This is a genomic window from Corallococcus macrosporus DSM 14697 (assembly GCF_002305895.1).
GTDB classification, from domain to species: domain Bacteria; phylum Myxococcota; class Myxococcia; order Myxococcales; family Myxococcaceae; genus Myxococcus; species Myxococcus macrosporus.
In genome coordinates this window covers 5,992,788-6,015,556 of sequence record NZ_CP022203.1, presented here as the reverse complement: position 1 = coordinate 6,015,556, position 22,769 = coordinate 5,992,788, and the positions used below count along the sequence as shown (strand labels likewise).

The window sequence follows — 22,769 nt, the reverse complement described above, 5'->3', positions numbered from 1 at the left end:
TGGCAGGTCCGACATGGCAACTCCAGCGCGCCCTTTTTCACAGCGGATCTGGAAGATTTTGAACCGGCGCTTCCCCTGGAAAGCAGGCGGCCAGTCAGTGTTGACCCGCCGCGCGAAAACCGCGCATAGTGAGGGTCCCCGAATGGAAATTCCCGAAGATTCCCGGACACTTGCCTACCAGGCAAGCAACCGGGGACGCCGGTGCCCCTCTCCTAGGAAGACCATGCGCCGTTCGCTTCTCGTCTGCCTCGTCCTCCTGGCCACGGCCTCCGCCGCCCAGGAGAAGAAAGCCCCGCGCGATGCCGATCTCGGCCGGAAGTCCGCCACCTCGGTGGACAAGTCCCTGGCTGGCGACATCACCCGCGAAAAGAAGAAGAAGGAGGAGGTCGCGCCCGCGCTCCAATACGACCAGTTCCGGCTGGGCGTGGAGCTGCAGGTGGCCTCCAAGCGGCGCGAGCAGATCCAGTCGCTGAAGAAGATCATCTCCCTGTCGCCTGATCCGAAGGAGGCCCCCAGCCTCCTGTTCCGCCTGGGCGAGTTCTACTGGGAGGAGTCCAAGTTCTACTTCTTCGAGGCCAACCGGAAGGATGACGACCTCATCCAGGCCATGAACCGCAACGACGCCGCGGGCCAGAAGCGCGCCAAGGCGGAGAAGGTGGAGCTCGTCGCGAAGCAGAAGGAGTACGGCAAGCTCGCGGTGGAGCAGTACACGAAGATCGTCCAGGAGTACCCGAACTTCGAGCGCACCGACGAGGTGCTCTTCTTCCTCGGCCAGTACCTCATGGAGGACGGCCAGGACCGCAAGGCGCTGGTGGCCTTCAAGCGCCTGGTGGAGAAGCACCCGACGTCCAAGTTCATCCCGGACGCCTACCTGGCCTTCGGCGAGTACTACTTCAACAACTCCAAGGGGAAGCGCCAGGAGTTGGAGAAGGCGCTGGTGGCGTACAAGAAGGCCGCCGAGTTCCCCGAGAGTCAGGTGTACGCCTTCGCCCTCTACAAGCAGGGCTGGTGCCACTACAACATGGGCGACTACGAGGCGGCCAAGGACAAGTTCAAGACGGTGGTGCTCTACGGCGAGCTGGCCGGGGCCAGCGCCGTGGAGAAGGACGGCGGCAAGAGCGGCCGCAGCTCGCTGGTCCGCGAGGCACGCACGGACTACGTGCGCGCGTACGCGCACGAGGGTGACGTGTCGCAGGCCCGGGCGGAGTTCGGCAAGGTGGCCACCAACCCGGAAGACCGCTTCACGATGCTGAAGCAGCTCGCCAACCTGTACTACGGCGATGGCAAGGACCGCGAGGCGGCCATCACCTACAACCGCCTCATCAAGGAGAAGCCCCTGTCGCCCGAGGCGCCCGGCTTCCAGGGCCGCATCGTCGACTGCATCCTCCGCATGGGCAACAAGGAGCGCACCGTGGTCCAGGTGCGCCGGCTCGTGAAGATCATGAAGGAGGTGGAGAGCTCCGGCGTCATCAAGGAGGACAAGGACAAGAAGCTGCTGGCGGAGGCGAAGGAGCTGTCCGAGCGCACGCTGTCCAACCTGGCCGTCACCTGGCACAACGAGGGCAAGAAGACGCGCAACGAGGAGACCTTCCGCTACGCGGACGCGGTGTACAGCGACTACCTCACGCTCTTCCCGGAGAACCCCAAGGCGTACGACCTGCGCTTCTTCTGGGCCGAGCTGCTCAACGACAACCTGCAGAACTTCGACAAGGCCGCCGCCAACTACACGCTGGTGGTGCTCCAGGACGCGAAGGTGCTGGAGGCCAAGGATGACAAGGGCAAGCCGAAGCCGGGCAAGCCGGGCAAGTGGCTGCAGAACGCCGCCTACAACGCGGTGCTGGCCTACGACGAGGTCGTCAAGGCCGCCGAGGCGCGCGGCGAGGCCAAGAGCGAGGCGGTGGGCTCGGACATCACCAAGAAGGCCGCCATCCCCACGCTGAAGAAGGCGCTGCTCGACGCGTGCGAGCGCTACCTCAAGTACGTGCCCAAGGGTGAGAAGCGGGTGGAGATCGCCTTCAAGGCGGCCAACATCTACTACCGCCACAACCACTTCGACGAGGCGGTGCTGCGCTTCAGCGAGATCGCGCTGGGCTACCCGGAGTACAAGTTCGAGAACGGCGAGCGCGCGGCGGAGATCTCCGCCAACCTCATCCTGGACTCGTACCACCTGCTCCAGGACTACGCGAAGGTGAACGAGTGGGCGCGGCGCTTCTACGCCAACGACAAGCTGGCGGTGGGCAAGTTCCGCGACGACCTGGCGAAGCTCATCGAGCAGTCCTCCTTCAAGCTCGTCAGCCAGTTGGAGGAGAAGAAGGAGTTCGAGAAGGCCGCCGAGGCGTACCTCGCCTTCGTGAAGGACTTCCCGCAGACGGAGATCGCCGACCTGGCGCTCTACAACGCGTCCGTCGACTACTACAAGGCGAAGCGCCTGGACAAGGCCATCGAGGTGCGCAAGCGCCTGTTCGCCGAGTACCCGCGCTCCAAGCACGTGCCGGACTCCATCTACGCGAACGCGGAGGCGCTGGAGGCCATCGGTGACTTCGAGGACGCGGCGTCCACCTACGAGGCCTACGTGCGCGGCTACGAGCGCAGCCTGGGCGAGAAGGGGAATGCCAGGGCGCGCCGTGGGAAGCGGCGGGGCGCCGCGAGCGACAAGCCCGCGGTGGTGCAGAAGTGGGACGAGTCCAAGGCGCAGGTGGCGCTCTTCAACGCGGCCACCTACCGCGAGGGACTGGGCCAGACGAAGGCGGCGCTGCGCAACCGCGAGCACTACCTGGCGCTGTGGCCTCGCGCGAAGGACGCGGATGAGATCCGCCTGTCCATCATCGACCTGACGGGCAGGAGCGGCGCGGCCTTCAAGGCCATCAAGATGCTGGAGCAGTACGAGCGCGACAACATGCGCTCCCCCAGCCGTTACCTGGCCGCCGAGGGCCGCATCGTCGACCTGTACAAGAAGATGGGCCGCTCGCGCGACGTGGCCCGCATGTACAAGCGCATCTACGAGCACTTCGACCAGCTCCCCCGCCGCGTGCAGGGCGCGCTGGAGAAGCCGGCGCTCGCCACGGCCGCGCAGGCGCAGTTCCTGTCGGTGGAGCTGGACTGGAACCAGTACCGGCGCCTGAACCTGTACTGGGGCGTCCCCCCGTCGCCGAACCGCTTCAAGGCGAGCATCCAGGACAAGAGCCGCGCGCTCCAGGTGGTGGAGAAGAAGTACGTGCAGACGGTGACGCTGGGCGCGCCCGAGCCCGCCATCTGCGCGCTGCACCGCATTGGCCTGGCGTATGACCACTTCGCCGAGCGCCTCACCAACGCGCCCATGCCGCGCGGCCTGGACGAGGAGTCCCAGCAGGCGCTGCGCGACGAGTTCGCCAACCAGGCGCAGCCGCTCAAGGACAAGGCGACCGAGGCGTTCGCCGCCACGGTGGCCAAGAGCCGCGAGCTGGACGTGTACAACGACTGCGCCGCGGAGAGCCTGAAGCTGCTGCGCACCACGTACCAGCCGGACCGCTACCCGGAGATGCCCGAGGCGAAGGTGGCGCTGAAGAGCCACGTGCAGCTCATTGGCGGCGACCTGCTGGCCACCATCCAGGACGTGCCCCCGCCGGCGCCCAAGGCGGCGTCGGAGGCGCAGCAGGCCCGCGCGGAGACGCTGCAGGAGGACCTGACGGACCTCACCGCGCAGCTCCGCTCGCAGACCGAGACCCAGGTGGACGCCCGCCCGGCGGCCACCCCCAACGGCGCCACTCCCGCGAAGCAGGGCGGGGATGAAGAGGAGCCGGAGGACTTCCTCTAATGAACCGGACCCCTCGCACCATGCGCCTGTTCCCCTTGTTGGCGGCTGTCTCGCTCGCCGCCGCCGGCTGTACGTCCTCCAAGGCCACAGGCCCCGCCGCGGGCAAGACGGCGGGCCCGAACGCCGGGAAGACGGAGGCCGCGCAGCCCATCTCCAACACGGCCAAGGCCCGCTTCGAGGACGCCCTGAAGGCGTTCGACACGCAGAAGAAGGCCAGGGCCATCGACTATCCGTCGCTGGAGCGGAAGTTCCAGGCCGCGCTGGAGGCGGACGGGAACCTCGCCGAGGCCGACTACAACCTGGGCGTGCTCGCCGAGCGTCAGGGCAAGCTGACCGAGGCGCGCGCCCACTACAAGACGGCGCTCGCGAAGAAGCCCTCGCTGCGGCAGGCCTCGGAGAACCTGGCGGTGATGGAGCAGAACGCGGGCAACGTCGCTGGCGCGGTGGCGCTGTACCAGGAGGTGCTCCAGCGCTACCCGGATGACGCGCAGTCGCGCGCGCGGCTGGCGGAGATCTACCGGCAGCAGGGGGACCACACCAAGGCCATGGACCTGTCGCGCGCCGCGCTGATGCGCGATCCGCAGTCCACCACCGCGCTGAAGGTGATGATCCGCAGCTACCTGGACCGCAAGCAGCTCGCCATGGCGAAGCTGGTGGCCCTGCGCGGCGTGAAGCTGGACGCGACCGACCCCGAGCTCCACCACGCCGTGGGCCTCATCCTCCTGAAGGAAGGGGACGTGGACGAGGCGCGCCTGTCCTTCAAGAAGGCGCTGGAGGTCCGCGAGGACTACGTGCCGTCCCACGTGGAGCTGGCGCAGCTCGCCCTGAACGCGGAGAACTTCCCCGCCGCCGAGCAGCACCTGCGCCGCATCCTCCAGGCGGACGGGAAGAACGCCGCCGCGCACCTGGGCCTGGGCGTCGCCTACAAGGGCATGGGCCAGTACGACAAGGCCATGCAGGAGTACGACGAGGCGGAGAAGCTCGACCCGGAGCTGGCGGCGGTGAACCTCAACCGCGCCATCATCCTGCACCGGGTGAAGGACGCGCCCGAGCGCGCCGAGGAGCTGTACCGCAAGTACATCGCCATGGCCGGCGGCGAGGTGGCCCTGCCCGCGGAGGCGCCCGTGTTCGCCCTGCTGCGCGAGGTGGAGGTCATCGTCAACGCCAAGCGCGAGGCCAGGTTCGCCGAGGAGCAGGCGAAGCAGATGGAGGAGCTGCAGAAGCAGCAGCAGGCCCAGATGCAGGCCGCGGAGAAGGCCGCCGCGGGGACGAACGCGCCCGCCAACGCCGCGACGCCGGCCACCGGCACGGACGCCGCGCCCCAGGTCACCCCCGCCAGCGGCAACGCGCCGCCGCCCGCGGCGGGTAGCTCCGACCAGAAGAATGCAGGCTCGGCGGAACCCGGCGAGCCGGAAGACGACCTGCTGTGAAAGATGGGACGCCCCCGCGTGCCTTCGCTGTGGCGGGGGCGCGGGGGATGATGCGAACCTTGTGTTTCCCCCCTCATCCGGGGATTCGGTGTGTGATGGGCCCTTCGGGGCCCGTCCGGGAGGCAGTGATGCGGAAGGCGTTGATGCTGTTTGCGGCGCTCGCGGTGACGCCGGCCCTCGGCCAGGACGAGGCCACCAACCCGGGTGGGCCCGGGGAGGGCAATGTGCGCTACTCCAAGACGACCACCATCGACTTCGAGGACGACACCATCGAGGGCGACCTCACGAAGCCGGATGGCGAGTACATCGAAGCGCGTGACAAGGTGAAGCACTCGAACCTCATCCGCATCCGCGAGGACTTCGAGGACAAGGTGATGCAGTCCGTGGGCGAGCTGTAGCCAGCGTGGCGAAACGGCGGGAACCCGCCGCCGCGCGCGTTGTCTGACGCCGTACCCACCTTTCGTAGGAGCCCCCATGGCCGTTCCTCTGACACTCAAGGTCTTCAAGGGCGACTCGCTGGTCGCCTCCAAGGACTACGAGCGCGACATCATCAAGATTGGCCGTCTCTCCTCGGCGCACCTGTGCCTGGAGGACGAGAAGGTCAGCCGCATCCACTCCGTCATCGAGGTCGCCAGCGACGGCGCCATGTCCATCATCGACATGGGCAGCGTCGAGGGCACGTACGTCAACGGCAAGCGCGTCACCAAGGGGCTGCTGTCCTTCGGGGATGAGATCCGCGTGGGCGGCACCACCATCCGCCTGGAGAACCCGGCCGCGGTGGCCGCGGTGAACCTGGCGGCCGCGGCGGCCAGCACCGAGGTCGTGACGGAGAAGAACCCGGTCATCGCCGCGCCGGCGCCGGCCGAGGGCCTGGCGCAGGCCGCGGTGGCCACGCCTCCGGCCACGGGCGCCATCGACCCGTCCTTCGCCGCCACGCAGGAGAACGCGGTGGTGGCTCCCGCCGCGCCCGCTCCGGCGCCCGTCGAGGCCGCGCCGGTGGACACCACGCCGCGCGTGCGGACGGTGCGCCGCACCCGGTCCAGCGGTCCGCTGGGCGTGGGCCTGCGCTTCGCCTGGGGCGATCAGCGCGTGGGCGAGTTCTTCATGGCCCCGGGCGTGAAGCGGGCCTTCGTCGTGGGCAGCGCCGCGGGCGTGAACTTCGTCATGGGAGATTCCCGGCTGGGGACCCCCCGGTTCGACGCGGTCCGCTCGGACGGCCAGTCCTTCACCGTTCGCTTCACCGCGAAGATGAAGGGCGAGCTCACCCGCAAGGGCGAGACGATGGACCTGAAGGCCGTCATCGAGTCCGGCAAGGCCTCTCATGAGGGCGACGCGTACTCGCTCACGCTGGATACGGATGACTTCATCTGGGTGGACCTGGGCGGCGTGACGCTCGAGGTGGCCTTCCAGGCGGTGCCCAAGCGCGTCGTGGTGCCGCTGGGCGAGTCCGTGGACTACACCGCGCTCAACATCTTCCTGGTGCTGTTCTTCATCGCGACGGCGTTCGTCATCACCGCGATGAACCGCACCGGCGCGGGAGACGAGTACGCGGACGAGCTGTCGTCGGACAACGCCCGCATCGCCAAGCTCATCATCAAGCCGCCGGAGACGCAGAAGAACAAGTTCCTCGAGCGCCTCAACCAGCAGAAGGAGAAGAAGAAGAGCGGCGAGATGGCGGCCAAGAGCAAGGGCGACGAAGGTCAGATGGGCAAGAAGGACGCGCCCAAGACCAACAACCGCACCGCGCCCAAGGGCGACCCGAGCAAGAAGGACGAGGCGCGCGCCCTGACGGCGAAGATCTTCGGCGGCGGCAAGGGCGGCATCTCCACCGTCTTCGGAAAGAGCGGCCTGGGCGGTGACCTGAAGAGCGCCATGGGCAACATGTTCGGCGCCAAGGCGGGCAACTCGGGCGGCTTCGGCGGCCTGGGCCTGCGCGGCTCCGGCGGGGGCGGTGGCGGCACGGGTGAGACCATTGGCATCGGTGGCATCGGCACCAAGGGCCGTGGCGGTGGCACCGGCTCCTACGGCAGCGGCGTGGGCGTGCTGGGTGGCAAGCAGAGCGTGGACGTGGGCATCACCTCGTCGGAGCCGGAGGTCATGGGCTCGCTGGACAAGGAGCTCATCCGTCAGGTCATCCACCGCAACCGCGGGCAGATCCGCTACTGCTTCGAGAGCCTGCTCAACCGCTTCCCGAAGCTGGGCGGCAAGGTGGCGGTGAAGTTCGTCATCACCGCGACGGGCTCGGTGGCCACCTCGTCTGTGGCGCAGTCCACGGCGTCCAACGCGGCGCTGGAGACGTGCGTGGCCGGCCGCGTGCGCACCTGGAAGTTCCCCGAGCCGAAGGGCGGCGGCGTGGTGGTCGTCACGTATCCGTTCATCTTCAAGCAGTCCGGCGGCTAGCGCCGGGTGGCCTTTCTCCGGGTGGGCAGGCCTGAAGCGGGTCTGCCCACCGCGTCTTTTCCCCGGCGCTCATCCCCCAGAGGGCCGGGCCAACGTCAGGACCGCATGAAAGCCCTCGCCTCACTTGCCCTGTGCGCCTCGTTCCTCCTCCCCACGGTCGCGAGCGCCCAGACGCCCACCACTGCCCAGGGGGATCGCCCCGCTGTCACGTTCGATGAAATCGAGCGGGGCCTCTACTTCGCGGTGCTGGGTGGGCCGTTGTTCATCACCAACCCTCCGGCGGCGGAAGGCACCCCCCGTCCGTTCTCCTCCGGGCCCATGGCGCAGGTGGAAGTGGGCGTGGACCTGGGCGAGCGGGTGTCCGTCGGCCTGTTCATCATGGGCTCGAGCGTCCGCACGGGCGCAGAGTACGTGGGCAACTCCGGCGGCGCGGTGTCCGGTGACTTCTCCACCTTGATCCCCGGCGCCGTCCTGCGGGCCCGCCTGGTGGGCTTCGCCGACAGTCAGGAAGTGAAGCGCACCTGGTTCTACGTCCGCGCGGGTGCTGGCTATGCGATGTTCTCGCCGCAGCGACTGCTCCCCGACTCCGACATTCTTGTGTTTGCCGGGCCCGGAGTGGAGTACTACACACGGCTGCGCCACTTTTCCGTGGGGCTCGAGGTGACGGGGCAGTACCTCGTCTCTGGAGGCTCATTCGGGTTCGCGGTGGCGCCGAACATTCGCTACGCGTTCTAGCGGGAGAAAGACGTGCCTCAGGAGAATGGAAGCGGTGGGCCTCGCCCGGGCGGGCGCGGTCGTGACGGGGGTGCACCGGGCCAGGGTCCGCGCCGTGACGGGCCGGGTGGTGGTTTTGGCGGCCGTGGCGGTCCCGGTGGTGGCGGCGGCCGTGGGCGTGGAGACGGCCGTGGCCGCGGGCGCGATCGCGAAGAGGGCCCGGTGGGGCCCGGTCAGCGCGTCATCGCCGAGCTGAGCATCCTGGAAAAGGCGCTCTCCAAGACGGATTTCGGGGCGGAGAAGGGGCCGCTGCAGGCCATTGTCCGCTCGCTGCGGCCCATGCGGCTGAAGTCGCTGGAGGACCTGGACCTGAACACCCGGGGCCGCCTCATCACCACGCTGCTGCGCGTGCAGCGTCAGCCCAAGCCGCCCGCGCCGGAGGCGCCCGCCGAGGCTCCTGCGCCCACGGAGGCCGCCGCGCCCGCCGAGGCTCCGGCGTCCACGGAGGCCGCCGAGGCTCCGGCGTCCACGGAGGCCGCCGAGGCCCCGGCGCCCACGGAGGCCGCCGCGCCCGCCGAGGGTGAAGCCGCCGCCGAGGCTCCCGCCGCCGAGGGTGGGGCCGCCGCGGCTCCCGCCGAGCCCGCGGCTCCCGCGGTGGACCCGGCGCGCGAGAAGTTCGACGCCTGGACGGACGTCATCTTCCTGGTGGGCCAGGCCTGGCGCGCCGCGGGTGACGCTGAGCGTGCCGAGGCCGCCTTCGCCGCCAGCGGCCGTCAGCCCGGTCCCGAGGTCGAGGAGCCCGTGGCGGCGCCTCGCTCCGAGGAGCGCCGTGAGCGCGGCGACCGCCCCGAGCGTGGCGAGCGCCGCGAGCGCGGTCCCCGTCCCGAGCGGGGTGAGCGCGCTGCCTCCGGTGAGCGCCGGGAGCGTCCGGAGCGCCGCGAGCGTCCCGCCCGGGGCGAGCGTCCGGAGCGTGGCGAGCGTCCGCAGCCCGAGCTGACGGGCACGTGGGACGAGCAGGCGAAGCAGCTCGAGGCCATGGGCCGCACCCGTGACGCGGGCCGCCTGCACGAGCGCAACAACTCCTTCGCCGACGCGGCCCGCCTGTTCGAGACGGGTGGCGACCTCAAGAGCGCCCTGCGCAACGCCCTGGCGGGCAACGACAACGACATGGCCCGCCGGCTGGTGAGCACGTTGCCGCCGGACCAGCTCGCGCCCACGCTGGAGAAGGCCGGTGCCTACGAGCTCCTCATGGAGCACTACATCGGCAAGGCGGACTTCGAGAACGTGGCCCGCCTCTACGAGCGTGCCCGCCAGTTCGACCAGGCGGCGCTCGCGTACGAGCGCGCCGGCAAGCTCACCCTGGCGCGCAAGTCGTACGAGCGCGCGCGGGACGTCGCCAGCGCCAACCGCATCCGGGGGCTCGAGGTGAAGAGCCTGGTGGAGCGGGGAGACCGGCTCGGCGCGGCGACCCTGTTGGCGGCCGTGGGCCAGCGCCGCGAGGCGGTGGAGGTCCTCAGCCCGCTGCCTCCGCCCAAGGCCTTCCACTTCATGCAGCGTCTGAAGCTGGACGACGAGGCGAAGGAGCTGGCGCAGAAGGAGCTGGCCCGGGCGGAGCAGGAGCAGAAGCCCGCTGGCCGCGCGCGGTGGCTGGAGCTGCTGGGTGACGTCGCCGCCGCCGCCGAGGCGTGGGAGGGCGCTGGCCGCAAGGACAAGGCGCTCCCGCTGCACGAGAAGCTGGGCAACCTGCCTCGCGCCGCCCAGCTCGCCGAGGAGCTGCAGCAGCGTGACAAGGCCGTTGCCCTCTACACCGAGCTGAACGACAGCGCGGGCGTGGAGCGTGCGAAGGCGCTTCCGGAGACGACCGCACCTGCCCAGGCCCCCGCGGCGGATGCGGCGGACGGAAGCGAGGGCGAGGGTGGCGAGACGCCGCCTGACGCTCCCTCGGCCGGGTAGCAAGAAGGCCAATGATTCCCGCCGTTTGGCGGGTTTTGCACGATTGCTCGGGGGCGCTGGCGACCGGTAGAGTTCCGGTCACTGGCGCCCTCGCTGCTTTTTCTTTCCATTCCAAGGCCCGCCCCTCCATGCAACAGCCCACGCCCTCGTCGCGTCCCACGCTGCGCGTGTCCGATGACCGCACCTTCGTTGAAACCGAAGCGGCACTCGAAAAGGCCGGCCGGGTCGAGGACCTGATTCGCCTCTATGAGGGGCGCTCGCGCGATGTCGTCTCCGACGAAGCGGTGCGCCTGCTGTGCCGCGCCGCGGAGCTCGCGCATGATCGCCAGCGCAACACGCAGCGCGCGGAGGAGCTGCTCAAGCGCGCGCTGCTGGTGGCGAAGGATCCGCTCCCCGCGCTGCGCGGCCTCAAGCGGCTGCACGAGTCGCGACAGGACGGCGCCGCGCTGGCGGAAGTGCTGGAGCGCCTGGGCGGCGTCACGCAGGGCGAGGAGAGCGCGGGCCACTACCTGAAGGCGGCGGACGTCTACGAGCAGAAGCTGTTCCGCCGGGACAGGGCGGTGCTGTGCCTGCAGCGGGCGGCGCGCGCGAAGCCGGACCGCGCCGTCTTCCGCCGCGTGCGTCAGTTGCTGTTGTCGGAGGAGCGCTTCCAGCCGGCCTTCGAGGCGCTGGAGCGGGAGCGCGCGGCGCTGGGCGACGAGGGCATGGCGGAGGAGTACGCCGCGTTCGCCGAGCGCCTGGTGGACGACCCCACCGAGCACGAGCTGGCGCAGCGGGTGGTGGACGTGGCCCGCGCGCTGGAGCCGCGGAACGCGCGCCTGGAGAAGGCCGCGCGGGCGCTGCAGCGCTTCGAGCAGACCTGGCGTGACCGGGTGCGGATGCTGCGCAGCATGTCGCTGGAGGAGCGTGACCGGAAGAGCGCGGCGCGCCTGTCGCTGCTCGTGGCGAAGCTCTTCGCCTGGTACGACCCGGGCGCGGCGGCGAAGGTGAAGGAGGCGCTGGACCGCTGCTTCCTGCTGTGGCCGGGCATGCCCGAGGGGCTGTCGCTCATCGAGAAGCTGACGCTGCGTTCGGGCGGTGACTTCGCTCCGGCCGTCGCGCAGATCGAAGCCATGGCGGGTGAGGTGAAGGACCGCACCGCGCAGGTGGACCTGTGGCTGCGCGTGGGCACGCTGCGGCTGGGCCGGATGAACGACGCGGACGGCGCGCTGGCCGCCTTCGAGAAGGCGGTGGCGGCGGACCCGTCCCGCGCGGACGCGGCCAGCCTGACGGCCGAGCAGTTGCTGGAGAAGGGCCGGGCTCCGGAAGCCGTCGCGGTGTTGGAGCGCTACCTGGGCACGGTGAAGGACCGCTCCATCCAGGCGAGCATGCGGCTGCGGCTGGCGGACCTGTTCCTGACGCAGCTCAGGGACGCGGACGCCGCGCGCGAGCACCTGGAAGCGGCGCTGAAGCTGGACCCCACGCAGGCGCTGGCGGCCTTCCACCTGGCACGCCTGCTGGCCGAGGACGAGGCGCTGGACGCGGTGGTGCCGCTGCTGGACCTGGCGCTGCTGGCGCCGCGTCCTCGCCCGGAGCGGGTGGCCTTCTGCGAGGCGCTCGCGCTGATGTTCGAGGAGAAGGACGACGCGCGCGGGGCCTTCGAGGTGCTGTCACGCGCGCTGGAGCTGGAGCCGGGCCGGCCGTTGCTGCTGGGCACGGTGGTGGAGCACGCGGAGAAGGCCCAGGCGCAGCCCGCGCTGGCGCTGGCGCTGCAGCGCGCGGCGCACGCGGCGCCGGGTGCGGAGGTGGCGGCCACGCTCTGGCGGCAGCTCGCGCAGTTGCTGCAGGGCTCCCTGGCGGACCCGGTGCGCGCGGAGGCCGCGTGGCGGGAGGTGCTGGCGCGCGTCCCGGGGGACGCGGCCGCGGCGGAGGCGGTGAAGTCGCTCCAGGCGGCCGCGGCGCTCGCGGACGACCCGAAGGCGCGGCTGGAAGCGGACCTGTCCCGGCGCGAGGCGGCGGGCGCGGGGCCCGAGGAGCTGGAGCCGCTGGCGCGCCAGTGGGTGCAGATGGCGCCGGAGGACGCGGCGGGCGTGCAGCGGCTGCAGGCGCTGTGCGTGGCGCTGTCGAAGTTCGACGAGGCGGCGGCGCTGGCGGGGCGGCTCGCGGGGCTGGCGGAGACGCAGCTCGAGCGCAACGAATGGACGGCGCGCCAGGCGAAGCTGTACGCCGAGCGGCTGGGCCGTCAGGAGGACGCGACGGACCTGTTCCTCGGGTTGCTCTCCGAGAACGTCTCCACCGGCGTGGTGGTGGGCGGGCTGGAGCGGCTGGCGGCGGCGGGCATCCGCACGGCGGAGGTGACGGAGGCGCTGGCTTCGCACTACGGCCGCAGCGGTGACCACCAGCGGCAGGTGGCGGCGCTCCAGCAGCAACTGGAGGTGACGACGGAGTCCTCGGCCCGCAAGCGCCTCTTCGCGCTGCTGGCCAGCATCCACGAGAAGCAGCTCGCGGACAGCCGCGCGGCCTTCGACGTGCGGGTGCGCGCGCTGCGCGAGGACGCGAAGGACGAAGGGGCCCGCGCGGAGGCGCTGCGCCTGGCCAGGGATTTGTCCGCGCACGCGGAGCTGGGGCGCGCGCTGCGCACGTTGGCCTCCGAGTCCGAGGACCCCGCGGTGGCCGTGCCGCTGCTGCTGGAGGCGGCGAGCCTGGCGGAGGAGGGCGCGCTCGCGGCGGAGGCCATCACGGCCCTGGAGGCGGCGGTGGGCCGCGCGCCCGAGTCGAACGCGGTGCTGCAGCGGCTGGTTCGCCTGTACGGGCGCGCGGGCCGGTCCGCGGACGCGGAGGGGCTCTTGCGCAAGCGCATCCAGGGCGCGCGTGGCCCGGAGCGGCTGGAGCTGCTGCTCCAGTTGGTGGACCTCAACACGGAGCTGGGCCGTGCCGCCCAGGCGGCCGAGGCGCTGCAGTCCGCGCTCTCCCACGGCGCCGAGGAAGGCCGGCACCTGCCGCGCCTGGCGGAGCTGTACGAGAAGGCCGGCCGCACGCGGGAGCTGGGGGACACGCTGGCGCGGATGATCGCCCTGGCCGAGTCGGCGGGAGACGCCGACAAGGTGGCGCGGCTGAAGCTGCGTCGCGCGCACCTGCTCCAGGAGTCGCAGGACGGCAGCGCGGAGGCGGTGCAGAGCTACGCGGACATCCTGCTGCAGCGTCCCACGGACCCGGACGCGCTGGCGGCGTTGGAGGCGATGCTCGCCTCGGGCCCCGCGCGCGAGGCGGCCGCGCGCGTCCTGGTGCCCGCCTTCGAGCGCACCAAGGACCACCGCAAGCTGGTGGCCACGCTGGACGTGCTGGCGGAGGTGGCGAAGGACGACGGCGCGCGCGTGCAGGCCCTGCGGCAGGCGGCCCAGGTCCACCTGACGCACCTGCGCCAGCCGGAGCTGGCCTTCGCGGCGCTGGCGCGCGCCCTGCGCCTGGCGCCGGGTGACGCGGGGCTGCGCTCGTCGGCGCGGCAGGCGGCGGAGGACGCGGACTCGCTGGACAGCTACGCGGAGATTCTCGCGGAGCTGGCCGAGGAGGGGGACGTCGGTTCGGCGCGCCTGGCGCTGCTGCGCGAGCTGGCCGAGGTGCAGGAGAAGAAGCTGGACGACAAGGCTGGCGCGGTGCAGGCGTTGCGCGCGCTGCTGGCCATCGAGCCGGGCAGCCTGGACTGCCTGCGCGCCCTGCAGCGGCTGCACCGCGCGGGCGAGGAGTGGGCCGCGCTCGCCGAGGTGCTGGAGAAGCTGGCCGCGGCGTCGCCGGAGCCCGCCGAGCAGCTCGCCTTCCTGCGCGAGGCGGCGCTGCTGCACGAGACGAAGTTGATGGACAAGGAGAGCGCGGCCGACGCGTGGCGCATCATCGCGGAGCGCGACCCGGCGAGCCGCGAGGCCGCGGCGACGCTGGACCGGCTCTACACCGAGAGCGCCCGTCACTCCGACCTGGCCTGGGCGCTGGCGCTGCGCCGCAACCAGGAGGGGCAGAGCCCGCAGGGGCGTGAGGTCTCCTTCCGCCTGGCGGAGCTCCAGCGCACCGTGCTGGACGACCCGAACGCGGCACTGGGCCTCTACCGGAGGATCCTCGCCGAGGACCCGGGCCACCCCGGCGCGCGCGCGGCGCTTGAGGCCTGGGTGAAGGCGGCGGTGCCCGCGAGCGGCGCGGCGCTGGAGGTGCTGGACCCGGTGCTGGTGCAGGTGGGCGACCACGCCCGCCGCGTGGCGCTGCGCGAGGCGCGCATGGCCTCCGCGCTCACCGTGGAGAAGATCCTCCTCGCGGGGGAGGTTCGCCGCATCTACGAGCGCGACATGCTCCAGCCCTCGCTGGCGTTCATGTCCGCGGTGAAGTCCTTCGCGCAGGGGCTGGACCGGGAGGGCGTGCAGCCCGACCTGGAGCGGCTGGCGCGCGAGACGGGCTCGCACGAGGTCCTGGCCGAAATCTACGAGACGGCGGCGACCGAGCTGAACGCGGGGGACCCCTCCGCGCTGAATCTGCTGCGGCGCGCGGCGGAGCTGCGTGAGTCGCTGGACCAGCCCGAGGAGGCCGCGCGGCTGTGGAAGAGCCTGCTGGCGGACGCGCCGCAGGACCGGCAGGCGTTGGAGGCCCTCTCCCGCCTGTACGAGAAGGGGCAGAACGCCAAGAGCCTGTCCGAGGTCTACACGCGTCAGGCGCAGCTCTCCACCGACCCGGACGAGCGCGTGGGGCTGCTCCTCAAGGCGGGTGAGGCCTACGCGAACGCGGGTGAGGACGCGAAGGCCATCGAGACGTACCGCTCCGCGCTGGCGCTCCGGAAGGTGCCCGACGGCCTGCTCGCGCTGGAGAAGCTCTACGCGAAGGCGCGGCGCTTCGTGGAGCAGGCGGACGTGCTGGACCAGCTCGCGGACAGCGCGGCGGATGAGGGCGCGCGGCGAAACTGGCTGCTGAAGCGCGCGCAGCTCCTGGAGAAGGAAGTGGGGCCGGCGGAGTCGCTGCCGGTGTACCGGCGCCTGCTGGAGCTGGCGCCCGGGGATGGACAGGTGGTCGCGGGCCTGGAGCGACTGATGGCGCACGAGGCGCCACGGGCCGAGGCGGCGCGTCTGCTGGAGCCCGTCTACCGCGGCGTCAACGACACCCGGAAGCTGGTGGACGTGCTCGAGGTCCTGCTGCCGGGCGTGGCGCCCGAGCGGCGGCTGGAGCACATCCAGGAGATCGCCACCCTGCGCGAGGCGCTCGGGCAGACGTCGCTCGCCTTCGTCGCGCGGCTGCGCGCCTTCAACGAGGCGCCCCAGGAGGCGCCGGTGCGCGATGAGCTGGAGCGGCTCGCCGCCGACTCCGGCGCCTTCGAGGAGGTCGCGGCCGCCTACGAGGACCAGTTGGAGCGCGGCGCGCAGGAGCCGCTCGCGGGTGACTTGTGGCGGCGGCTGGCCGGCATCTACGACAACCGCCTCAAGCGCTACGACCTGGCGGTCCGCGCGCTGGAGGAGGTGTCGCGCCGCGACCCGCAGAACAAGGCGGTGCTGGACGCCCTCGCCCGCGTGCACCGCCGCACCGGCGCGCACCGGGAGCTGGCGCTCGTCATGCGCCGGCAGGTGGCGGCCGAGCCCAACGCCTCCTCGCAGGTGAACCTGCTCTTCGAGCTGGCGCACCTGGCGGAGGAGACGCTGGCGGACAAGGCGCTGGCGGCGCAGTCGTACCGGGAAATCCTCGGCCTGCGGCCGGAGAACGCCAACGCGCTGAAGCTGCTGGGCCGCGTGCTGGCGGAGATGGAGCGCTGGCCGGAGCTGGCGCAGCACATCGAGCGGGAGGTTCAGCTCGCGGACGAGCGCGGCGCCCAGGAAGAGGCGTCCGAGCTGCGCGTGCGCCTGGGGCGGCTGAAGGTGTCCCGCCTGGATGACCCGCGCGGCGCGCTGGAGCTGTACCAGTCGGTGCTGACGCGCCGGGCGGGCCACGCTGGCGCGGTGGGCGCGCTGGAGGAGATGGCGCGCTCGGAGAGCCCGCTGCGTGGCGCCGCGGCCAGCGCGCTGGAGCCCATCTTCGCCTCGGTGGGCAACCACCTGAAGCAGGTGGAGATGCTGGAGTCCCGCGCCTCGGCGGAGGCCGTGCCGCAGGAGCGCGCCGCGCTGCTGCGCCGCATCGCGGAGATCTACGCCAACTCGCTGGAGAACGCGGAGATGGGCTTCCTGGCCGCCACGCGCGCGCTGCGCGAGCTGCCGGACGACCTGCGTTCGCTGGAGCTGTGCGTCTCGCTGGTGGACCAGGCCGAGGCGCCCGAGGAGCTGGCCGCCGTCCTGACGGAGGTGGTGGGCAAGGCGGGGGATGCCTCCCGCGCCGAGCTGTACCGCGCGCTGGCCCGCATCCAGACGGACCTGGGCGAGCCCACCGAGGCGCTGGCCTCGTGGAAGCGCGTTTTGGAGCTGCGGCCCACGGACACCGAGGCGCTGGACGGCACGGTGCGGCTGGTGGCGTCGCAGGGCAAGCCCTCGGAGCTGCTGGAGGTGCTGCGCCGGCAGCTCGCGGTGGAGGAGGAGCCGGCGCGGCGCGCCACGGTGCTCTTCCAGATGGGCACGCTCCAGGAGGAGCAGCTCCAGGACGCGCTGGGCGCGCTCGCCACCTTCCGGCGCCTGCTGGAGCTCAAGCCGGATGACCTGCCCACGCTGGAGCGCATGGAGGCGCTCTGCCAGAAGCAGGAGCGCTGGCCGGAGCTGGCGGACGCGCTGGCCCGCCGCATCGCGCTGATTCCCGCGGAGGAGGGCCTGGAGCTGAAGTTCCGCCTGGCCACCGTGCGCGAGTCGCGGCTGTTGGACCGGACCGGCGCGCTGGCGCTGTACGGCGAGGTGCTGTCGGTGCAGCCCAACCACGCGGGCGCGGTGGGCCGCATGGAGGCGCTGGTGTCCCGCGAGCCGCAGAACCTGCTCGCGGTGGAGACGTTGCTGCGCGCCCTGCGTGCCAGCGGCGACATCTCGCGCCTGGCGCAGGTCATCGAGATGCGCGTCGGCGTGTCCGGCGACGCGTTCGAGCGCAAGGCGCTCCTGGGCGAGCTGGCCACGCTGCGCGAGTCCCAGGAGGAGGCGGAGCTGGCCTTCCTGGCGCTCTTCCGCGCCTTCAAGGAAGACCCGAACGACGCCCCGATTCGCGCGCGGCTGGAGAACGCGGCGGATGCGTCCGCCAGCTATGACGAGCTGCTGGCCGCGTACGAAGAGGCCCTGCCGCGCATCGCGGAGGCCGCGGACGCCGCGCAGGTCTGCCTGCGGCTGGGGCAGATGCTGGAGACGAAGCTGCGCGACCCGGACCGCGCGGTCTCCTACTACGAGCGCGCGCGCACGCTGCACCCCACGGTGCAGGAGCCGTCGCTGGTGGCGTTGGACCGGCTGTACCTCCAACTGGAGGCCTGGCCGGAGCTGGCGGGCATCCTGGAGGCGCTGGTCGCTGGCGAGAAGGCGCCCGCGGACCGGGTGGGCTACCTGTTCCGCCTGGGCCAGCTCTACCAGGAGCGGCTGGACAGCCCGGACCGCGCGGCGGGGGCCTACGAAGGCATCCTGGCGTTGGACCCGGAGCACCTCGCGTCGGCGCGGCTGCTGGAGGGCATCTACGAGGGGGCCGGCGCGTCGGAGAAGCTCTACGGCATCCTGAAGCTCCAGGCGGAGAAGGTGTCGGGCGCCGAGCGCGACCGCGTGCTGGCGAAGATGGCGCAGGTGTCCGCCGAAGGCCTGGCGGACCTGGACCGCTCCATCGAGCTGTACCGCGAGCTGCTGGCGAAGAACGCGCGCAACGAGCAGGCCTTCACCGCGCTGGAGTCGCTGTACGAGCGCGCCGACCGCGCACAGGACCTGCGCGAGCTGCTGGAGGGCCGGCTGGCGGTGACGCTGGACCCCCGCGAGGTCGTGCGCCTCAACGAGCGCGTGGGCCGCGTCGTGTACCGCCTGTTGAAGCAGCCGGAGCAGGCGGTGCCGTACTTCAAGGCCGCGCTGGACCGGGACGCGCGTCACCGGGGCGTGCTCGACACGCTGCGCGAGCTGTACGACGAGACGGGCCAGCGCGAAGAGCTGGTGGGCGTGCTGCGCCGGCTGATTCCGCTCCAGGAGAGCAGCGACGGCGTGAAGGCGCTGCGCCTGCGCCTGGCGGAAGTCCTGGCCGGCATGGGCCGCCGCGAGGAGTCGCTGGACGCCGCCCGCCGCGCGCTGGAGGTGGAGCCGCACCAGGTGCCCGAGCTGGAGCGCGTGCACGACCTCTTCGTCTCGCTGCGTGCGTGGAACGACGCGGTGCGCGCGCTGGAGTTGAAGGTGCAGGTGCACCTGCTGACGGAGGAGCGCGAGCAGGCCGTGGCCACGTACTTCGCCGTGGCGGACCTGTGGGTGGGGCAGGGCGGCAAGCCCGAGCTGTCCTCGGGCGCGCTGGAGAAGGTGCTGGAGCTGGACCCGGCCAACCGCACGGCCTACGAGCGCGCGTGTGAGCTGTACCGCACGCACAATGACTGGCGCGCGTACGCCCAGGTGACGGACCGCTACCTGCCCCACCTCGTCACCGACGAGGAGAAGCTGGCCGCGCTGCGCGAGCTGGCCCGGGTGCAGGAGGCGCGGCTGGGGCAGAAGGACGTGGCCTTCCTGGCGCTGTGCCGCGCGCTCCAACTGGACGCGTCGGACGACACGCTGCGCGAGGAAGTGGAGCGCCTGGCCGACGAGACGGGCAGCCACGAGGAGCTGGCCGCCGTCTACGAAGAGGTCGCCGACGAGCTGCCCCGTGGCGCCCTGGCCGAGCGCCTCTACGCGACGCTGGCGCGCGTCCACGACACGCACCTGGACGACCCGCAGGCGGCGGAAGCGGCGTTCCGGAAGATTCTGGAGTTCGACCCGACCAACGCCACCGCGCTGGACGGGCTCGCCGCGGTGTTCCAGCGGCGCGGACGTCAGCGCGAGTACGTGGTGGCGCTGGAGCAGAAGCTGGAGGCCGCCGGCTCCATCGAGCAGCGCAAGGGCATCCTCCGCGAGATTGCCCGCGTCTGGGACGAGCAGTTGGAGGACCCCGTCGAGTCGGCCAGCGCGCTGCTGCGGGCGCTGGAGCTCGAGCCCGACGCGGAGACGCTCGGCGTGCTCACCGCGCTGTACCGCCGGCAGCGTTCATGGCCGGACGTGGCGTCCACGCTGCTGCGGGCGCGGGACCTGGCGGACAGCATCGAGGAGCGCGCGCGCATCCAGGTGGAGGTGGCGGGCGTCTACGAGCGCGACCTCGGCGACGACGAGTCCGCGGTGGCCGCGTACCGGCAGGCGCTGGAGTTCGACCCCGTCAACCGCGAGGCGCTGGAGTCGCTGGAGCGGCTCCACACGCGCCTGGACCACCCGGCGGACCTGCTCGCCATCTACGAGCGGATGCTGGAGCTGAGCGACGACTGGCGCGAGAAGATTCGCGTCCTCTTCCGCAGCGCGACCCTCTGGGAGGACAAGTACCAGAACCCGGCGAACGCGGACGTGTGCGTGGAGAGCGTGCTCGCCATCGACCCGCAGAACGTCCAGGCCATCAAGACGCTCATCCGGCTGCGCCGGGCGCAGGCGCGGTGGGAGGACCTCATCGCGGCGTACGAGCGGCAGCTCGCGCTGGCCGTCAGCCCGCAGGAGCAGGCCGAGCTCTACGTGGACATCGGCAACGTCCAGTACCAGCAGCTCAAGGCGCTGGACCGCGCGGTGAACAACTACCACGCGGCGCTCTCCGTGGACCCCGAGTGCCGCCCGGCGCTGCACGCGCTGGGCACGATGTACGAGCGCAGCGGCAACTGGCCCTTCGCGCTGGAGATGCTGTCGAAGGAGGCGGAGCTCGCCGGGCAGTCGAAGGACGCGGTGGAGCTGTACTACCGCTTGGGGAAGATCAACGAGGACATGCTGATGGACACGGGCAGCGCCCGCGGCGCCTATCAGCAGGCCCTCGCGGTGGACCCGGGCCACCTGCCCAGCATCCGCGCCCTCAAGGGCATCCAGGAGCAGGAGCAGGACTGGAGCGGCTACGAGCAGACGCTGCGCCAGGAGGCGGAGCAGACCGAGGACCCAGTCGCCAAGGGCCGCGCGCTGCTGGACGTGGCGCGCTACCACGCGGAGACGCGCGAGGACCGTGACACCGCGACGGGCTACTGGCAGGAAGCGCTGAAGCACATCCCGGACAGCCTGGAGGCCGCGCGCCCGCTGTCGGACGTGTACATCGCGCAGGAGGACTGGGCGTCCGGCGAGCGGATGCTGGACATCGTCACGCGGAAGATGGCGGAGATGGCGGTGGCGGACAAGGACTCCGTCTCCGCCGCGGACCTCTGCCGCCAGCTCTACCGCCTGGGCTACGTGGCGGAGAAGCTGGGCAAGCGCGACAAGGCGCTGGGCTGCTACGAGAAGGCCTACGAGCTGGACGCGACGTACCTGCCCGCGCTGGAGGGCTACGGCAACCTGCTGGTGCAGACGCGCCGCTACGAGGGCGCGCTCAAGGTGTTCCAGACCATCCTCATCCACCACCGCGAGGAGCTGACGGACCTGGAGGTGGTGGAGGTGTACTGGCAGCTCGGTGACATCCACGCCGCGCTGAGCCAGAAGGACCGCGCGCAGAACCACTTCGAGAAGGCGCTGGCCATCGACCCGGGCCACGAGCCGACGCTGCGCGCGCTGGTGGCGCTCCTGGAGAAGGAGGGCCAGTACGAGAAGTCCGCCGAGCTGCGGCAGCAGTTGGTGGGCGTGCTGGAGGGCGAGGCCCGCGCGAAGGTGTGCCTGGAGCTGGGCCGCATCGCGCGCGACGAGCTGCACGACCCGTACATGGCCATTGACGCCTTCACCAACGCGCTCAAGTCGCAGCCGGACGCGCCGGAGGTGATGGACCAGCTCTATGTGCTGCTGCGTGAGACGCGCCAGGGCCAGAAGGCCGCGGACGTGCTGGCGCGGATGCTCGCGCTGCCCGCGCTGGGCCTGGAGCCGCACAAGGCCAAGCGCGTCTGGTTCGCGCTGGGCGAGCTGCGCCGCGATGACCTGAAGGACGTGGAAGGCGCCACCGAGGCCTTCAACGCCGCCCTGGACCTGGACCCGCGCTTCGTGGAGGCCTTCAGCGCGCTGGAGGCGATGCTCGGCGCCGCGCGCCAGTGGAAGCAGCTCGAGGAGAACTACACGAAGATGCTGGGCCGGCTGCCCAAGACGCCGGAGACGCACGTGGCGCGCATGGCGCTGTGGCGCGCGCTCGGCGACTTGTACCTCCAGGTGCTCAAGCACCCGGAGGGCGCGGTGGCCGCGTACGGCGTGGCCGCCAAGGGCCTGCCCGACGACGCGGCGGTGCAGGAGGCCTTCGCGGACCTCGCGGGCCAGATGCCGGGCCGCGAGGACGAGGCCATCGCCGCGCTGCGCCGCGCGCTGCCCAACACGGCGGACCCGCGCAAGGTGGTGGGCGCGCTGGTGCGGCTGTCCGCGCTGCGCAAGGACTATGACGGCGCCTGGCTCGCGGCGCAGGCGGTGTCCGGCCTGCTGGGCGAGGCAGGGGAGGACGAGCAGGAGATCCTCACCAAGCTGGGGCCCTACGCGAAGAACAAGGAGAAGGTGGAGCCTCGGTCGCTGAACGACCAGCTCTGGCACAACCACCTGTTCCACCCGAAGGCGCGCGGCCCGCTGGCGGAGCTGCTGGGCTTGCTCTTCGCGAAGGTGGGGCACCTGTACGCGGTGCCGTTCCAGCAGTACCAGCTCGTGCCCAAGCGCCACCGCATCGACGTGGCCAGCGCGCCCGAGTACCACGTCCACCACTACCGGTACGTGGCGCGCGTGCTGGGCATGGAGGCGGTGGAGCTGTACTCGCCCTTCTTGGTGGCCACGCGTGAGCGGATGGCGAAGCGCTCCAATGAACCCGCGCCCGAGCCGCTCATCCACGTGGAGCTGCTCCAGACGCACCCGGCCTCGCTGCGCGTGGGCGGCAAGTACTTCGCGGAGCAGGGCCAGAAGGAGGTCTATTACCTCCTGGGCCGCACCCTGGCCCTGGCGCGCTCCGAGCTGGCCTTCAGCCAGCGTGTGGCGCCCGAGCGGCTGGAGGCCATCCTCCAGGCGGCGCTGAGCCTCGTCGTGGGGAACGTGCGCATCGCGGAGGCACAGCACCTGGTGGAGCCGGAGCGCCGGCTGCTGGAGCGGAGCCTCAACGAGCCGGATCGCGCCGCGCTGGCGAAGGCGGCCCGCGCCTGGCTGCCCACCGCCACGCCGCAGGCCGTGCGCCAGTACCTGGAGGGCGCGGAGCTCACCGCGGCGCGCGCGGGCCTGCTCGCGGCCGGAGAGATGGAGCCGGTGCGCCGCATGGTGCAGGGCGAGACGGGCTCCGCCTTCCGCGTCCCGGTGCGCAACAAGCTGCGGGAACTGCTGGTGTTCGCCACCTCCGAGGACCTGCACGCGCTGCGCGTCGCCCTGGGTACGCACGTGGAGGTACAGGTGCGCAGGTAGGGACAGACCGCGACGTGGGGTTCGTGCGTTAAACGGCAGGCGGGCGGACTTGGCTCCGAACCTTGACCC

Annotated in this window: 7 protein-coding genes; all 7 read left to right on the top strand. The window is 71.6% G+C overall.

The genetic code is table 11. The features are described from left to right. The first annotated feature begins 223 nt into the window (after nt 1-223). The 7 genes from MYMAC_RS24005 to MYMAC_RS23975 all read left to right on the top strand — a co-directional run bounded on the left by MYMAC_RS24005 (nt 224) and on the right by MYMAC_RS23975 (nt 22,700). Nucleotides 224-3,793 (top strand): tetratricopeptide repeat protein, encoded by a 3,570-nt coding sequence (locus tag MYMAC_RS24005; protein WP_204816926.1) that lies wholly within the window; start codon nt 224-226, stop codon nt 3,791-3,793. Beyond that, a complete protein-coding gene (gene gltE / locus MYMAC_RS24000; RefSeq protein ID WP_095959774.1) occupies nt 3,793-5,223 on the top strand; it encodes an adventurous gliding motility TPR repeat lipoprotein GltE in 1,431 nt (476 codons plus the stop codon). The genes MYMAC_RS24005 and gltE overlap by 1 nt, the downstream gene beginning before the upstream one ends. A gap of 128 nt (nt 5,224-5,351) precedes the next feature. Continuing rightward, complete coding sequence (gene cglF / locus MYMAC_RS23995) at nt 5,352-5,621, top strand: adventurous gliding motility protein CglF (RefSeq protein ID WP_013941430.1); 270 nt, start codon at nt 5,352-5,354, stop codon at nt 5,619-5,621. A 76-nt stretch (nt 5,622-5,697) separates the two neighbouring features. Beyond that, complete coding sequence (gltG, locus tag MYMAC_RS23990; protein WP_095959773.1) at nt 5,698-7,623, top strand: adventurous gliding motility protein GltG; 1,926 nt, start codon at nt 5,698-5,700, stop codon at nt 7,621-7,623. Nucleotides 7,624-7,728: 105 nt separating this feature from the next. After that, a complete protein-coding gene (gene cglE / locus MYMAC_RS23985) occupies nt 7,729-8,358 on the top strand; it encodes an adventurous gliding motility protein CglE (RefSeq protein WP_013941428.1) in 630 nt (209 codons plus the stop codon). Nucleotides 8,359-8,559: 201 nt separating this feature from the next. Beyond that, complete coding sequence (locus MYMAC_RS23980; protein ID WP_204816924.1) at nt 8,560-10,290, top strand: DEAD/DEAH box helicase; 1,731 nt, start codon at nt 8,560-8,562, stop codon at nt 10,288-10,290. A gap of 128 nt (nt 10,291-10,418) precedes the next feature. Then, the gene (locus tag MYMAC_RS23975; protein WP_095959771.1) at nt 10,419-22,700 is read left to right on the top strand and encodes a tetratricopeptide repeat protein; all 12,282 of its coding nucleotides are present in this window, start codon (nt 10,419-10,421) and stop codon (nt 22,698-22,700) included. The last annotated feature ends 69 nt before the right edge of the window (nt 22,701-22,769 follow it).

Bases quoted from the DNA above. Each gene is read 5' to 3' on its own strand.
- MYMAC_RS24005 (WP_204816926.1), top strand. From the start codon at position 224: ATGCGCCGTTCGCTTCTCGTCTGCCTCGTCCTCCTGGCCACGGCCTCC.
- cglE (WP_013941428.1), top strand. From the start codon at position 7,729: ATGAAAGCCCTCGCCTCACTTGCCCTGTGCGCCTCGTTCCTCCTCCCC.
- cglF (WP_013941430.1), top strand. From the start codon at position 5,352: ATGCGGAAGGCGTTGATGCTGTTTGCGGCGCTCGCGGTGACGCCGGCC.
- MYMAC_RS23975 (WP_095959771.1), top strand. From the start codon at position 10,419: ATGCAACAGCCCACGCCCTCGTCGCGTCCCACGCTGCGCGTGTCCGAT.
- gltG (WP_095959773.1), top strand. From the start codon at position 5,698: ATGGCCGTTCCTCTGACACTCAAGGTCTTCAAGGGCGACTCGCTGGTC.
- gltE (WP_095959774.1), top strand. From the start codon at position 3,793: ATGAACCGGACCCCTCGCACCATGCGCCTGTTCCCCTTGTTGGCGGCT.